The 14,478-nt window shown below is 74.0% G+C and carries 12 protein-coding genes; 9 read left to right on the top strand and 3 right to left on the bottom strand.

Features of this window, described 5'->3' with window-relative positions; translation table 11 throughout:
* Positions 1-253 precede the first annotated feature (253 nt).
* From BKI49_RS25320 to BKI49_RS25330, 3 genes are all read left to right on the top strand, one after another.
* Positions 254-1,219: a zinc-binding dehydrogenase gene (locus BKI49_RS25320; RefSeq protein WP_095936576.1), complete on the top strand. Its 966-nt coding sequence runs from the start codon at positions 254-256 to the stop codon at positions 1,217-1,219.
* Positions 1,220-1,334: 115 nt separating this feature from the next.
* Positions 1,335-1,544, top strand: a complete 210-nt coding sequence (locus BKI49_RS25325; RefSeq protein ID WP_010984411.1) for a helix-turn-helix domain-containing protein — start codon at positions 1,335-1,337, stop codon at positions 1,542-1,544.
* Positions 1,544-2,125, top strand: a complete 582-nt coding sequence (locus BKI49_RS25330) for a Clp protease N-terminal domain-containing protein (protein WP_095936577.1) — start codon at positions 1,544-1,546, stop codon at positions 2,123-2,125. The genes BKI49_RS25325 and BKI49_RS25330 overlap by 1 nt, the downstream gene beginning before the upstream one ends.
* Positions 2,126-2,644: 519 nt before the next feature.
* On the opposite strand, the gene BKI49_RS25335 is transcribed toward BKI49_RS25330, so the two are convergent.
* Together BKI49_RS25335 and BKI49_RS25340 are read right to left on the bottom strand one after the other, a co-directional pair.
* Positions 2,645-3,709: a PadR family transcriptional regulator gene (locus tag BKI49_RS25335; protein ID WP_095936578.1), complete on the bottom strand. Its 1,065-nt coding sequence runs from the start codon at positions 3,707-3,709 to the stop codon at positions 2,645-2,647.
* A gap of 1 nt (position 3,710) precedes the next feature.
* On the bottom strand, positions 3,711-4,736 hold the full coding sequence (locus BKI49_RS25340; RefSeq protein ID WP_095936579.1) for a DUF4097 family beta strand repeat-containing protein: 1,026 nt from the start codon (positions 4,734-4,736) through the stop codon (positions 3,711-3,713).
* A gap of 165 nt (positions 4,737-4,901) precedes the next feature.
* On the opposite strand from BKI49_RS25340, the gene BKI49_RS25345 reads away from it, so the two are divergent.
* Both BKI49_RS25345 and BKI49_RS35995 read left to right on the top strand, forming a co-directional pair.
* Complete coding sequence (locus tag BKI49_RS25345; RefSeq protein WP_095936580.1) at positions 4,902-5,729, top strand: hypothetical protein; 828 nt, start codon at positions 4,902-4,904, stop codon at positions 5,727-5,729.
* A gap of 832 nt (positions 5,730-6,561) precedes the next feature.
* Positions 6,562-6,684 carry a hypothetical protein gene (locus tag BKI49_RS35995; protein ID WP_257004949.1) on the top strand — a complete coding sequence of 41 codons (123 nt, stop codon included), beginning with the start codon at positions 6,562-6,564 and terminating at the stop codon, positions 6,682-6,684.
* A 132-nt stretch (positions 6,685-6,816) separates the two neighbouring features.
* Here BKI49_RS35995 and BKI49_RS25355 read toward each other — a convergent pair whose 3' ends face one another.
* Positions 6,817-6,999, bottom strand: coding sequence for a DUF6104 family protein (locus tag BKI49_RS25355; protein ID WP_005312030.1), 183 nt, complete (start codon positions 6,997-6,999; stop codon positions 6,817-6,819).
* A 152-nt stretch (positions 7,000-7,151) separates the two neighbouring features.
* On the opposite strand from BKI49_RS25355, the gene BKI49_RS25360 reads away from it, so the two are divergent.
* The 4 genes from BKI49_RS25360 (at position 7,152) to BKI49_RS25375 (ending at position 14,441) form a co-directional block, all read left to right on the top strand.
* Complete coding sequence (locus BKI49_RS25360; RefSeq protein WP_095936582.1) at positions 7,152-7,649, top strand: CU044_2847 family protein; 498 nt, start codon at positions 7,152-7,154, stop codon at positions 7,647-7,649.
* Positions 7,646-9,769 carry a VMAP-C domain-containing protein gene (locus BKI49_RS25365; protein ID WP_095936583.1) on the top strand — a complete coding sequence of 708 codons (2,124 nt, stop codon included), beginning with the start codon at positions 7,646-7,648 and terminating at the stop codon, positions 9,767-9,769. Before BKI49_RS25360 ends, BKI49_RS25365 begins: the two co-directional genes overlap by 4 nt.
* Before the next feature lie 148 nt (positions 9,770-9,917).
* Positions 9,918-10,946 (top strand): AAA family ATPase, encoded by a 1,029-nt coding sequence (locus BKI49_RS25370; protein ID WP_095936584.1) that lies wholly within the window; start codon positions 9,918-9,920, stop codon positions 10,944-10,946.
* A gap of 6 nt (positions 10,947-10,952) precedes the next feature.
* A complete protein-coding gene (locus tag BKI49_RS25375; protein ID WP_373557587.1) occupies positions 10,953-14,441 on the top strand; it encodes an SAV_2336 N-terminal domain-related protein in 3,489 nt (1,162 codons plus the stop codon).
* The last annotated feature ends 37 nt before the right edge of the window (positions 14,442-14,478 follow it).

The raw sequence follows: 14,478 nt of genomic DNA on the forward strand, positions 1-14,478 counted from the left end.
TCCTCAAACGCCGGAGGGGCTGCATCTTGCCCCGCTCCTCAAACGCCGGCGAGGCTGATTTCAGCCTGTCCGGCGATTGAGGACGGGGCCGTCCAGGCCGATCGGGGGTCTGGGGGCGGAGCCCCCAGGGGCACGGGACGGGCAGGGGCGGAGGGCCGAGAGACGTGGGGAGGCGTGCCGCCGGGCGTGGCGGGACCTGTGTCACACCGGGACATGGTTCCGTGCGGCGGGGGCGGAGCCTATCGTCAAGGTCATGTTCGCTGCCTATGCCGCCCGAATCGACCGTGACCAGCCGCTGAGCGGCCTGGAGTTGGGGGAGCGCCCGGCCCCGGAGAAGAGGCCGGGCTGGACCACCGTGAACGTACGGGCCGCCTCGCTGAACCACCACGACCTGTGGTCCCTGCGCGGGGTCGGCCTGGCCGAGGACAAGCTGCCGATGATCCTCGGCTGTGACGCCGCCGGAGTCGACGAGGACGGCAACGAGGTCGTGCTGCACTCCGTCATCGGCCAGAGCGGACACGGGGTCGGCCCCGACGAGCCCCGTTCCATCCTCACCGAGCGCTACCAGGGCACCTTCGCCGAGCAGGTCTCCGTCCCGACGTGGAACGTCCTCCCGAAGCCCAAGGAGCTGTCCTTCGAGGAGGCCGCCTGTCTGCCGACCGCCTGGCTGACGGCGTACCGCATGCTGTTCACCAACGCCGGGGTGCGGCCCGGCGACTCCGTGCTCGTGCAGGGCGCGGGCGGCGGCGTGGCCACCGCCGCGATCGTGCTCGGGAAGGCCGCGGGGCTGCGGATGTTCGCCACCAGCCGGGACGAGGCCAAGCGGAAGCGGGCCGTCGAGCTGGGAGCCGTCGAGGCCTTCGAGTCCGGCGCGCGGCTGCCGCAGCGCGTGGACGCCGTCATCGAGACGGTCGGCGCGGCCACCTGGTCGCACTCGGTGAAGTCGCTGCGCCCCGGCGGCAGTCTGGTCATCTCGGGCGCCACCAGCGGCGACCGGCCGTCCCACGCCGAGCTGACGCGCATCTTCTTCCTCGAACTCAAGGTCGTCGGTTCCACGATGGGCACCAAGGACGAGTTGGAGGACCTGCTGTCCTTCTGCGCCGCGACCGGTGTGCGTCCCGTCATCGACGAGGTGCTTCCGCTCGACCGTGCCCGCGAGGGGTTCGAACGCCTCGAGTCGGGCGACCAGTTCGGGAAGATCGTGCTGACGAACGGCTGACGTTCCCTCTTCTTCTGTCGCGCTTCCTTCACGGCCGGTCCGGATTCCCGGGCCGGCCGTCGGCATGTGTCAACTATGGTTGACATGAAGGGGCGTGTCAACGTAAGTTGACATCATGACCGAAGCAACGGATCTCGCCGAGCGCGCGGGTGATCGCGATCCGCGGATCGGGCTGCGGGCCGTCTCCGCGCTGCGGAGGCTGCTGGAGCAGCTGGAGGCGGTACAGGTGCGCAGTGCGCGCAATCAGGGCTGGTCCTGGCAGGAGATCGCCGCGGAACTCGGAGTGAGCAGGCAGGCCGTGCACAAGAAGTACGGGAGGCAGTGATGTTCGAGCGGTTCACGAAGGATGCACGTGCCGTCGTCGAGGGGGCGGTGCTGCACTCCGAGCGAACGGGCGCCGACACCGTGGCGGAGGAGCACATGCTGCTCGCGCTCCTCGACCGGGAGGGCAGCCGGGGCTCCTTCGCCCTGGCCGCGCTCGGTCTCGCCGACCGCCGGGACTCGGTCGAGCACGACCTCGCCGAGGCGCGCCGTCGCGGTGGCCTGTCCCGTGCCGACGCCGAGGCCCTCTCCGGGCTCGGTATCGATCTGTCGGAGATCGTCTCCCGGGTCGAGGAGGCGCACGGGGAGGGCGCGTTGGAGCCGGGATCCGGAGCGGGGGCGAAGTCCGGGGACGGGCGGCGGATGCGGCGGCGGCCCTTCGCGCCGGAGGCCAAGGGGGTGCTGGTGCAGTCCCTGAGGATGGCCCATGCCCGCCGGGACCGGCACATCGGTGACGAGCACCTGCTCATGGCACTCACCGCGCGCGGCGGTGTCGCCACGGAGGTCCTCGCCGACCACGGGGTGACGTACGAGTCGGTGACGCGGGTGCTGTACGGCGACGGGGGCGCGGCCGAGGCGGGGTGAGGTCCGGGGGCGTAGGGCACCTCCGAGACCGAGGCCGCCCACCGCTTGCCCGGTCCCCGCGTCAGGCCGCCGTCCGGGTCCGCTCTCGCGTCACGCGGAGATGGTGGAGCGGGCATCGACTCCAGCGGGGCGGACATCCCGTGCCTTGGATGGCTCGGACGGGCCTGGGGTAGAGGGGGGCCGGGGACCCGGGGATTCGGGGATTCGGGGCCCGGCCGTCCGGCAGCCGGGCAGCCTGGCTGGGTGGCAGCCTGGCTGGGTGGCTGGGTCGCCCGCGCGGCTCGGGCGGCTGGAGCGGCTTGGGTGGTGCTCGGGCGCCTCTGTCGATCCCCGTGACTCTGTTGGCCCGGGTGGCCCGGGCCGCCTCGGGCCACGTGGGGGCGGGAAGCCCTGCCCCCACCGGGCCAGGTCACCCCACTCGACCCCGGCGGCGCGAACCACCGGGGTCGACGGCCCCTACCCGCCCCGGGGTCGGCGATCCGCAATGCCGGGGGCCGGGGCAGGGTGATGGTCCCGAGGTCAGCGCTCGCCGGAGGCGAGCGGCCCCCGCAGCGCCGCACCGATGTGGGCCGCCGCCGTCGACAGGTGGCGGCGGGCCTCCCGCAGTTGCTCCTCCGTGACCCCGTGGTCGCGGGAGGCGTCGCGGATGTCGTCGCGGAAGCGGTCCAGTAGGCGGTCGAGATCGCGGGCCGGGTTGCCGGTGGACTCCTCGTGGGCCCATGAAGGTTCGTAGTCGGCGGGGAAGTCCTTCGGTGTGTCCGTGTACTCCGGATCCGTGGGCGCCCCGGACGGGGTGCGGCCGAAGCCGAAGTCCTTTCCGAAGTTCTTGCCGAACTCGCCGAACTCCTTGGCCAGTTCACTCAGGCCCTCACGAACGCCCGTGGGCCAGTCGCCGCGGGCGAAATGGTCCTGGACCTGCTCCTGGACCCGCTTGGCCATCCGCTGCATCTCCTCCTGCGCCTGGGCGCGGGCCCTCTCCTGGGCCTCCTTGGCCTGGCGGCGGGCGCGCTGGGCCTCGTCGCGGGCGCGGCGGCTCTCGTCCTTGGCGCGGCGGGCCTGTTCCTTCCACTCCTGGCGGACGCGCCGCATCTCCTCCTTCGCGGCCCGCCACGACTCCTTGTCCTGGAAGTCGCCGATGCCGCCGAAGTCGCCCGTGGAGCCGTCGCGCTCCTTCGCCCCGCCGCCCTTCGGGCCCCGCCTGGCCTCCGTGGCCGCGGCCCGCATCTCGCGGCGCAGGTCGCCCGCGGCGCCTCGGACGTCGGCGCGGATCTCCGCCGCGAGCTCCGCCACCGACTCGCGGATCTCCAGCTCCAGATCGGCCAGTTCGCCGCTGCGGTCGGCCAGCTCGGCGCGGCCGGCGTCCGTGATCGCGTACACCTTGCGGCCGCCCTCGGTGGTGTGGGTGACCAGCCCCTCCGCCTCCAGCTTGGCCAGCCGCGGGTACACGGTGCCGGCCGACGGTGCGTACAGACCCTGGAAACGCTCCTCCAGGAGCCGGATCACCTCGTACCCGTGGCGCGGGGCCTCGTCCAGCAGTTTGAGGAGGTAGAGGCGCAGACGGCCGTGGGCGAAGACGGGAGGCATGTCAGAGCACCTTCTTGTCGGTCGATGCGTCCTTGTCGGCGGTCGATGCGTCGGACGGGGTGGTGCCGGCCGTCGGAGTGGGGTCATCGGCTGCGGTGTCGTCGGCTGCGGTGTCGTCGGTAACCGTGTCGTCGGCCGGGGTCTGGGCCACGGTGTCCGCGGGGGCCTCGACCGGGGTGTCGTCGAGCGGCTCCGGGCCGTCGTCGTACGGATCGTCCTCCGCCGGTGGCCTGCGCAGCAGTGCGATGGAGCCGGAGGCGGTGATCGCCTTCAGCCTGCCATTGCCCGCGCCGAGCCTGCCGGTGATCTTCTTGGCGCCCCACTGTCCGCTGACCCTGAGGTCCTCGAAGGCGTTGGAGACGGTACCGCTCGCGGTGTTCGCCTCCACCTCCGCGTCCGCCGGATGCGGGAGGCGGATGGCGATCTCGCCCGATACGTTCGTCAGCTGGACGTTCGTCGGGGTGCCCGTGGGGTCGAGATCCACGATCATCGAGCCGCTCACCGAGTCGGCGCGCACGGATGCCCCGGAGCCCTCGACCACGGTCAGGTCGCCGGAGACGGAGTTGAAGCGGAGGTCGCCCGTGACGGCCTGCGCCTCCAGATTCCCGGACACCGTGTCCACACGCACGGGCCCGGCGACGCGGACGAGCGTCGTGTCGCCGGTGACGCCCTTCACCTCGACGCGCCCGTCCATCCCGGAGACCACGGCGGCCGCGCCCACCACCCCGACCTCGACCCGGGTGTCGCTGGGGACGGCGAGCGAGACCACCACGTCACGCCGCCAGCCCTGGCGGTCGAGCCACTTGAGGAAGCCCTTCCAAGGAAGGTCCTCGTACGCCACGGTGAGGGTGCCGTCCTGCTGGGTCACCCGGATCGGCGGGCCCTCCAGGTCGGAGACCTCCAGGCGGGCGGAACCCTCGTCGGTGCCCACGACGTTCACCGTTCCGTTGACGACGCGCACGTGCAGTGCCGTCACCGGGTCGTCGAAGGAGAGCTTCTGCGGCTCTGCGACGGACCACTCGGACATGGTGCAGACCTCCTCGACCGGGCCGGACCCCCACGTGAGCCCGAACGCGACGCGCCATATCGCGTCTTCTGTCATTCACGATATATCGCGGATCGCGAAAGTCAAGACACCCGTTCTGGGGGTCAAGTGCGGTTTGAAGTGGGCAAATCGTCCTAAAGTGTGACCATGTCGACTGCGTCCGGTGAGCCCTCGGCCCAAGGTCCCGGTGCCCTGCTCCTGTGCCGTGCGCACCCCGCGTCCGTCGGTCCCGCCGCCCGGCTGCTGCACGAGCGGATGCTGCTCGCCGGCGCCGGACCCGAGTGGAGCGTGCTGGTGCCGGAGGGCGGTCCCTGGCGCCACGGCGCCGAACCCGTCGACCGGGTTCTCACCGGGTGGGCCGCGGCCCTGGCCGTCAGCACCTCCTGGCCCGTACTGGCCCTGTGGTGGGACGCCGACCGCAGCGGCTGCACCCTGGCCTCGGGGTTCCGCCGCCCCGTGGGCTACGAATGGCTGGCGGACGGCACCCCGGTCGGCGAGGACGAGGCGATGCGCACCTTCGCCGCCCGGCTCGGCCTGGACCCGGTGCTGGACATGCAGGACCTGGAGCACCTGACGAAGCCCGACCCCGGTGCCGACGGGCACGCGCGCGTGCGGGCCCTCCTCGCCGTCCTCACGCGCACGGGAATGGTGCTCCCCGCCGGGCTCGGTCCCGGGGTGCCCGTGGACCGGCTCCGTGAGGTGGCCCGCATCCTGCCCGGTGCCGAGCAGACGGACTGGGACCGTCGGAGCGCGGCCGTGCGCGCGGAACCCGGCACGGCCGAGGACGGAGTCCTGGGGCCCTGGCTCCGTGGCACGAGGGCACGCGTCCTGGCCTCCGCCGAAGTCGGCGCAGGCCTCCCGCTCACCGTCTGGGGCGTGCGGCGGCGAAGCGCCGGGTGGATCGCCGCGGGAGCGCTCCTGACGGTCCACGGCGGTCTCGGTCTGGCCTACGACCGGCTGCGCGCCTTCGACTGACTCGGGACCACAGGTCCCGGCGCGGTCGGGGCCACACGCCCGCGGAGCAGGCGCTGCGACAGCGGGTTCCCCGGGGGCACGGAGCAGTCTCGGGACCCGTCGCCGTGCGCTGTGCGATCTCGTCGTGGCGGCCACGGTGCGCACCCGTCGCCCGGGCTCCGGGTATACCCCGGTCGAACCCGGCACGTTCCTCGGAAGTGGCTTGTTCGTCGCTCCGAACTGGGTTCCGACCTGTGCCCGCGGATCCGCGGGACGGGTGCCGGTGCTCTGCCACCAGGGGGACCGGCTTCACGACGACCAGAGGGGAGTGCCTTGTCGCACACATCGTGCAGGGCGGCCCCGGGTCGTGCCGTGAAGGGGCCGGCCCGACGCCGTGTGCGGGGATTTCCACCGGTGGGAAGGCCGGTCGGTGACTCTCTGGGCCGACGACGTCGCCCTGTTCTACGACGACCCGTACCGGCCGCTGCCCGATACCGGACACCTGCTGGAGGGCCGGCTGCGACACCTGATTGCCGTGCCGATCACCCGGTACGGTCCCGCCGGCGGCAACAGCCTTGCAGGAAAGGGATGTCGAGTCCCCTTCGCCGCGGCCCTGCGCTCACAGGTGCCGTCACGCGTGGTCCGACGCTCCGACGAAGGGAGGACGAGACAGGTGCGGCCCCCTGCGCTCACAGGGGGCCGCGTGCGTAGCCCAACAGCTCCACCGATCAGGGAGAGAACCATGGGTTGCAAACCCGATGCTACGAGTGACCCGGAAGACACATCGATCTGCCCGGTTCACGGGCGTCCGACAGACACCTCGCCCTCGTCCCACGTCGGGCGAGGCCTCCGGGTGAAGCGACGAAGCGGTCTGCGGTCCTTGGGCCGCACCGCCGGTCACGGCCTGGTCCAGGGCCTGACGTCCGCGGTCGGCGCGGCCGCGGTGACCGGCCTCGTCTGGTGGACGCAGCGGTGAACGGCGGGGTCCGTCGTCCCTTCGGGCGGCGGGCCCCATTCCCGCAGGCGGCACAGGCGGCACAGGCGGGCCGCAGGCGCCGTGTCCGGCACTGCTGCCCGGCCCGGGGCAGGGGCCCGGGGAACCTCCGGGCTACTCCTCGTCGTCCTCGTCGTCCAGGCGTGCCAGCCAGGTCGCCAGCCGCTCCACGGGCACCTCGAAGTCCGGGTTGAGGTCGACGAACGTGCGCAGCTGCTCGGCGAGCCACTCGAAGGTGACCTCTTCCTCGCCGCGCCGCTTCTCAAGTTCCTCGATGCCACGGTCGGTGAAGTACATGGATGGTGCTCCGTCGGTGAAAGTGAAGTGCAACGCTGGGAAAAGGATAGGTGGGGCGGGTGGCGCGCGGAGGTCCTCTGTCGTGGGCGCTCCCCTGCGGCTAGCCTGCAAGGTCGGCGGTACCACGGGGGCGTGGGGGAACGGGGGATGCCATGGGTGACGCAGTGACCCGGATCGCACGGATCGAGTTGCCGGACGGGACACCGGTGTGGGCACGGATCTCGGGGGCGGAGGAACTGGAGCTGTCCTCGGGCGAGCTGTCCTTCACGGACACCGGGTTCGGTGAACGGATCGAGGCGCAGGTCGAGAGTCTCCAGTCGGTGATCACGGGAGTGGCGCGTTCGCTGGCCGCGCCGCTGCGCGCCGTGCGGCCGGACGAGGTCAGCGTGGAGTTCGGGATCGAACTGACGGCGAAGGCCGGCAAGGTCGTCGGCCTGCTCGCCGACGGGGAGGCCAAGGCCGGGATCACGGTGACGCTCACATGGAACGGCGGCCCGCCGGACCTCGACGGCACCGGGGGCGACACACGCGCCACGGCTGCCGACGCGAACGCCCGGGTGGACGGGAGGGCCGGCCCGCACGCGGGCGCGTCCCCCGGCGCCCCGGCGCACGGCGGCTCCGGTGACTCCTCCGCCGGGGGCGGGGCATGACGGACGGGCACGCCCCGGGCGCACCGGGCGGCCCCGGGAACGCTCACCGTGCGCTGCGTGATCTCGTCATGGCGGCCACGGTGCGCATCCATCGCGCGGGCTCCGGGTATGCCCTGGACGAACCCGGCACGTTCCTCGGGAGCGGCTTCTTCCTCGCTCCGAACTGGGTTCTGACCTGCGCGCACGTGGCTCGGAGCGGCGAGGGGGGCGAGGTGACGGTGGTCTACGAGACGGGGCCGGGCCGGGGTACGTCCGCCGTGGCGGGCGAGGTCGCGGCGGCCCTCCCGGAGCACGCCGAGCGTCCCGTCCGGGGCACGTGGCCGGCCCCGGACCTCGCGCTCGTGCGGCTGCGCGAGCCCGTGGACCACGACTGCGCCTATGTCACCGAGCGGCCCGCCGCGTACTACGAGGAGGCGGTCGTCCTCTACTCGGGCTGGTCCGTGGTCGGCGGCGAGCTGCGCCGGCTCAGCGGGACGTGCAAGGTCCAGGGGACCCTCGGCGGCTGGTCGGACGACGAGCAGATCCGGCTGGGCGGCGACGTGCTGCCGCCCGGCGTCTCCGGCGGGCCGGTCGTCGATCTCGCGCGCGGGGAGGTCGTCGGCGTCCTGAAGTCCCAGGCGGACCGCGGCCTCGGCGGCACCTGCACGGGAGTGGAGCAGTTACGGTCCCTGCCCGTGCCGGCGGACGAGGTGCTGGCCGAGCACGACGACGTCTATCAGGCCGTCTTCCATGCCCACGACCGCTACCACCGCGACCGGCAGCGGCACCCCGACACCGCCCGCAGCACCTGGGCCGACGTGCAGAACGAGCTCGGTGCGCGGCCCGGGCGGGCGCTCAGCCCGGAGGAGCGGACCCAGCTGCTCGGCAGGCTGGCCGACCTGCCGCCCCCGGTCAGCACCCGCTCCCTGCTCGGTCTGCTCGAATCGCTCCTCGGCGGCCGGGCCGCGATCCCGCATCCGGCGCCGCGCGGCTGGCGCGACGCCCTGGGGGCGCTGTACGAGAGCTCGCGCCAGGACGGCGCCCTGGAACTCGTCCTCGACTACGCGATGCGGGCCATGTCCGCCGAGCGTCCCTTCGTCACCCCGGGCACCCAGGCCGCCGAGCGGGCGCTGTGGGAGTGGGTGCGGCAGATCGCGGAGGGCCGCCCGGGCCCGGCGTACCGGCGGCGACTGAGTCAGCAGTGGATCGAGCGGCTCCAGGTGCCGCGGCGCGACCCGTCCCCGGCCGATGCACGGGCGGCGCGCGCGGCGGCGCATGCGGCCGATCGCGCGCCCCGCATGTTCGTCCTGCTCGAACTGGAGCAGCTCGGCTGGGAACCAGGCCGCTGCGACTGGCACGTCTCGGTGGGCCACCCGACCGGTGAGGTGGCGCGCCTGCGCGACGGCGAGCGGGCCCCGCTGGAGGATCTGCCCGGTGTCCTCGCCCAGCCGCTCGCGGAGGCGTTCCGCCAGTGCGACGAACCGGGGCGGCCCGCGGACCTCCAGGTCGCGCTGCCCCATCTGCTCCTCGGTCTCGACGTCGACGCCTGGGAGCTCGGGCCGGACGAGCCTCCGCTCGGCGCCCACCGGCCCGTCGTCGTGCGCTGCGCCGACCGCGAACAACTTCCTGACGGAGACGCCCTCTTCGCGGTCGGCGGGAAGGAATTCGCCCCGGACGACGAGCAGGACGAGCGGGAGGCCAGATGGCGGTGGATCCATGCCTACGGCGCACGGGCCGAAGTCCTCGACTGCGAGGACGGGTTGCGGGTACCCGTGCCGCCCGGAGAGTGGCTGCGCGGGCTGCCGCACAGGACGATCCCGGTGCTGTGCCGCTACGGCGACCACCGCTTCGACGGCGACCCCGTGGCGCTCGTGCGGATCGTGCACGGCGGGTACGGAGTCGCCCTGTGGCGGCGCTGGCGGGGCCAACTCGACGCAGTATGCGGGGAGTTCCACCGAAGGGCCGGGGACACGGTGGCCGGTGCGGGCAGCGCGGACCGGCTCCCGGAGCTGGTGCACGCGCTGCGCGCCGGACTGTGGGCGGGCAAGCCGGAGACCTTCTGGGCCGACGGAATCGCCCTGTTCTACGACGATCCGCGCCGGCCTCTGCCGGGGGCCGGGGATCTGTTGGAGGCGCCGTGACCGCGACCGCCGGAGGAACCGGGGGAGGGCCGCACCGAGTCACCGTCAGGAGCCCCTTCCGGGCCCTTACGGCGGTCACCGAGGGTCGATACGGTGAAGCACGATCGACGGCTGCCGTGGGGGGTCGAGTGACGACGAGGGCTGGGCAATGACCGAATCCAGTGAGTGGCTCATCTATCGAGGCGCCGGCGAACCCCATGACGGCCTGGCCCGTCTCCCCGCACCGCCTCCGTGGCGGGACTTCGCGAGCCGGGACACGGCCGGGAGTGACGGCGACGGCTCCGAGGACCGCAGGCTCGGCGCGCACCGGCACCTGGCCGAACTGCACCGGCCCGGCGCCGAGGAACTCGAAATGATCAACGCGGCGCTCTATCTGCGCCGCCCGCTGCTGGTCACCGGCAGCCCCGGGGCGGGCAAGAGCACGCTCGCGCACTCGGTGGCGTACGAACTGGGCCTGGGCAACGTGCTGCGCTGGCCGATCGTCAGCCGGTCCAGCCTCCAGGACGGGCTGTACCACTACGACGCGATCGCCCGGCTCCAGGACGTCCAGATCGCCGCACCGCTGGGCAGCGATCCGGCCACTCCCGGGGCGCCCGGCTCCGTCGAGGGCATCGGCAGCTACATCCGCCTCGGCCCGCTCGGCACCGCGCTGCTGCCCTCCGACACTCCGCGGGTGCTGCTCATCGACGAGCTCGACAAGAGCGACATCGACCTGCCCAACGACCTTCTGAACGTGCTGGAAGAGGGCGAGTTCGCCATCCCCGAGCTGGAGCGTGTCGCCGACCGGCTGCCCGGCGGCGAGGCCGAGGTGCTCACCGCGGACGGCACCAAGGCGAAGGTGCGCGACGGCCGGGTGCGCTGCCGCGCCTTCCCGTTCGTGGTGCTCACCAGCAATGGCGAGCGCGATTTCCCCGCCCCGCTGATGCGCCGCTGCATCCACCTCGAACTGGGCCGGCCCGACCACAAGCGGCTCGCCACCTTCGTACGCGCGCACCTGGGCGACGAGGCGGCGCGGGCCGGGGACGACCTCATCACCCACTTCCTGGAGCGCTCGCGCAGCGAACTCGTCGCCGCCGACCAGTTGTTGAACGCCATCTACCTCACCGACGCGGCGGCACCGCCCAGTCGTGACCGGCTCGCGGATCTCCTCATCCAGCGACTCGACCGTCCGAGGTGATGCCTGATGCCTGATGCCGCGGCGCGCCACGGGCCCGAGCCCGCCGTGCCTGCCGTACCCCCCGGACCCGACGGTCCGTCCGGGCCCGCCGACTCTGCCGGTCCGTCCGGGCCCGCCACGCCGTCCGGGCCCGCCGGACCGTCCGGCTCCGGCGGACCCGTGACCGGCTCCGGCGGTGATCCGATCGCCGAGCTGGTCGCCAGGATGCGGCAGATCGGTCTCGACCCGGACGCCGGACAGCTCTGCGACACGCTGTGGCTCGCCCGCTGGGCACGTCCCACCGACGCCGCCGAACCACCGGCGGGCCAAGGCGCGCCCACCGGTACGACGCCGGGGGCGGGGCGCGACCCGGTGCCGGAACGCGCGGACCCGCGCGATGCCGTCCCGCCCGTGACGGACGACCGGCCCGAGCCACCGCCGCAGGACGAGAGCGCGGACCGGCGCGTCGCCCTCTACCCGGTGCCGCGGGACGGCGCGCCCCGGGGGTACGGACAGGGCCGGGTGACGGTGCTCCCGGTCGGGGTTCCCGCGGCCCCCGCGTTCCCCTCCCCGCTCGAACTCCAGCGCGCATTACGCCCCTTGCAGGGGTACCGCACCGCGGCACCACCCCTGCGCACGGTCCTCGACGAGACGGCGACGGCGGAGCTGAGCGCGCGGGCCGGCGGACTCGTCCTGCCGGTGTTCCGCGGCGTGACCCGGGCCGACGCGGCGCTCCAGCTGGTGATGGACGCCTCCTCGTCGATGCGTGTCTGGGACCGGATGTTCGCCGAACTGGAGCAGGTCTTCGGCCAGTTGGGTGCCTTCTGGGACATAGAGGTCAGTCATCTGCACCAGGGGCCGGACGGCGAGCCCGCCGTCAGCCGCAGCGCCGAGCCCGGCGCGGCCCCCCTGCACTCCGCCGACCGGCTCAGCGACCCCACCGGCCGCCGGATCACCCTCCTGGTCAGTGACTGCGCGGGCCCCCTGTGGCACAGCGGGCACGCCCACCGGCTGCTGCACCACCTGTCCCGGCTGGGCCCGGCCGCCGTGCTCCAGCCCCTGCCGCAGCGCATGTGGAACCGCACCCGGCTGCCCGTCTCGTACGGGGACCTGACGCGCGGCGAGGCCCTCGCGGGCGCCGCGACGCTCAGAGTCCGGCTGCCGGCCGGCAGCCCGCCCGAGGCCCGCGCCGGGGCGCTCCCCGTGCCCGTCCTGCCGCCCGAGCCCGCCGCGCTCGGTGCCTGGGCCCGCCTGCTGTCCGGTGCGGGCGCGGGACCCGTGGCCGGAGCCGTCGGCTGGGTGCGCCACGACCATCCGCCCGCCCGGGCCGCCCGCCCCGGCCGACGGCTGTCCGCCCTCGAACTGGTCAGCCGGTTCCGCTCGAACGCCTCGAAGGCGGCCGGACGCCTCGCCGGCTATCTGGCCGCGGCCCCGCTCAGCCTGCCGGTGATGCAGCTGGTGCAGCGGACCATGCTGCCCGACTCCGGACCGTCCGAGCTCGCGGAGGTGCTGCTCAGCGGCCTGGTGTCGCGCGCCAAGGCGGAGGAGCACGGCGCGGACGGCACCCAGTGGTACGAGTTCGCGCCCGGCGTGCAGGAGGCGCTGCTGTCGCCGCTGGGCCGCGACGAGGCCATGCTGGTGCTCAAACACTGCTCGGAGTACATCGAGTACCGCTTCGGCAAGGGCGGCCCGAACTTCCCGGCCCTCGCGCTGGCGCAGCTCGGCGACGGCGGCTCCGGGCGGCCCTACGCGCCGGGCACCGGATATCCGGGCGGCCACGGGGACAACGGCGACAACGGCGGCACCACGCTGGTCCCGCAGCCCTTCGCGGAGGTCGCCGCCCGGGTCCTGGAGCGGTTCATGCCGCTGCCCGAGCAGTTCGCGCTGTACGGCGGCCGGGGCCGCGCGGACCTGACCGACGAGCGGCCCACGCACACGGCGGTGATCCGGGCCCGCACCCTCGTCGAGCAGTTCGACACGGACGGGATGGTGCAGGACCTCATCGACGCCGTGCAGTTCCTGCGCGGTGCCACCGAGCACGAACGGCCCGCCGGCGCCGACCCGGAGCTGTGGGCCGAGTACGCCAACTGCCTGCTGCGGCTGTGGGAGGTGCAGGGCGGCGCCGAGCTGCTGCGCGAGGCGGAGACCGCCGCCGAGCGGGCCGTCGCGCACCCACGGGCCCTGCGCGAGCGGGCGGTACTGGCGCGGGTGCTGCACGCCGCCGCCACCGACCGCAGGCGGCGCGGGGACCGGCGCGGCGCGCTCGACCTGCTGCGCCGCGCCGACCGCGAGTACGCGGTGGCCTGCGCGGCACCCGGTCTGGACGCCGCGGAGGCGCTGCGGCTCACCCTGGAGCGGGTGCGAGCGCTGGAGGCCCAGTGGCGCCTCGGCGGCGACAGCGCGTTGCTCCAGGGCGCGGTCGGGATGCTGGAGGCGTTCGCGGACGCCTGGCCCGACCGGCGCCACCGGCCGCCCGAACTCCCGCTGGCGCACGGCCGTGTGCTGCTGCACCTGTCGCGGGCCACGCCCGACCACGAGCAGGCCAGGCTGTACGCGGAACAGGGCGCGCGCTCCCTGCGGGCCGCCCTGGAGTCGGAGCCCGAGGGCGACCGGCCGGCCGGGGCCGAGACCCCGCGCGAACGTGTCCGCGTGCTCCTCGACCTGGTCGACGCGCTCCTGAAGTCGGGCGGCGCGCTGGACGACGCGCAGGCCCATGTCGACGAGGCGCTGGGCCTGACCCGTGAACAGGGGCTGCGCGCGCAACTGGCCGTCCGTGCCGGGCGCATCAAGGTCGCGCGCTACGGCGAGTCGGGCGACCCGCGTGAACTCCAGGACGCCGCGGAGCGGTTCGAGCACGCTGCGCGCGGCGTGCCCCGGGACGCCCCCGCGCACGCGGACGTGCTCGCCGAATGGGGCGAGGCGCTGCTGCGCCGCGCCGTGCTGGACGACGGCGACGGCACGCGGGAGACGCTCTCCCGGGCCATCCGGGTGCTGCGGGACTGCCGGACCGAGACCCCGGCGGGCAGCGCGGAGCTGGCGCACCGCCTGCTGCTCCTGGGCCGTGCCCTGATGCTGCGCTACCGGGTCCGCGGCGACCGGGTGGACCTGAGGGAGGCCGAGCACCTCTTCGGGCTCGCGGCCCTGGAGGCCGGCGAACCGCTGACGGCCGCGCGCTGCTGGCTGGAGCTCGGGCAGGCGCAGTTCGAGGCGTACCAGAGCCTCGGCCGGCCGGCGCGGCTCGACGAGGCCATCGACGCCTTCCGCGCGGCGGCGGAGTCGGCGCGTGAGGCCGAGGAGGACGCGGAGACGGACCGGCGGCGCCAGGAGGCCGTGGAGCTGGGTGCGCAGGCGCACCACTGGCGGGGTATGTCCTACGAGGCGGCGGCGCGTCCGCGAGCCGCGAGGGAGGCCTACCGGGCCGCCAGGGGCGAGTGGTCCCGGCTGCCGGACGGCGCCGTGCGCACGGGCGAGCCGACGGCCCGGCAGACGGCTCAGCGACTGGCCGAGCTGGAGTGAGGGAGCGCGTACCGGCGGCCGCCGGGGCGAGTGAGGA

It is taken from the genome of Streptomyces sp. Tue6028 (assembly GCF_002300165.1).
GTDB classification, from domain to species: Bacteria; Actinomycetota; Actinomycetes; order Streptomycetales; family Streptomycetaceae; genus Streptomyces; species Streptomyces siamensis.

Excerpts from the sequence above, each read along its gene's own strand:
- BKI49_RS25375 (WP_373557587.1), top strand. The coding sequence starts at position 10,953 with ATGCCTGATGCCGCGGCGCGCCACGGGCCCGAGCCCGCCGTGCCTGCC.
- BKI49_RS25330 (WP_095936577.1), top strand. The coding sequence starts at position 1,544 with ATGTTCGAGCGGTTCACGAAGGATGCACGTGCCGTCGTCGAGGGGGCG.
- BKI49_RS25370 (WP_095936584.1), top strand. The coding sequence starts at position 9,918 with ATGACCGAATCCAGTGAGTGGCTCATCTATCGAGGCGCCGGCGAACCC.
- BKI49_RS25365 (WP_095936583.1), top strand. The coding sequence starts at position 7,646 with ATGACGGACGGGCACGCCCCGGGCGCACCGGGCGGCCCCGGGAACGCT.
- BKI49_RS25360 (WP_095936582.1), top strand. The coding sequence starts at position 7,152 with ATGGGTGACGCAGTGACCCGGATCGCACGGATCGAGTTGCCGGACGGG.
- BKI49_RS25320 (WP_095936576.1), top strand. The coding sequence starts at position 254 with ATGTTCGCTGCCTATGCCGCCCGAATCGACCGTGACCAGCCGCTGAGC.
- BKI49_RS25325 (WP_010984411.1), top strand. The coding sequence starts at position 1,335 with ATGACCGAAGCAACGGATCTCGCCGAGCGCGCGGGTGATCGCGATCCG.
- BKI49_RS25355 (WP_005312030.1), bottom strand. The coding sequence starts at position 6,999 with ATGTACTTCACCGACCGTGGCATCGAGGAACTTGAGAAGCGGCGCGGC.
- BKI49_RS25340 (WP_095936579.1), bottom strand. The coding sequence starts at position 4,736 with ATGTCCGAGTGGTCCGTCGCAGAGCCGCAGAAGCTCTCCTTCGACGAC.
- BKI49_RS25345 (WP_095936580.1), top strand. The coding sequence starts at position 4,902 with ATGTCGACTGCGTCCGGTGAGCCCTCGGCCCAAGGTCCCGGTGCCCTG.
- BKI49_RS25335 (WP_095936578.1), bottom strand. The coding sequence starts at position 3,709 with ATGCCTCCCGTCTTCGCCCACGGCCGTCTGCGCCTCTACCTCCTCAAA.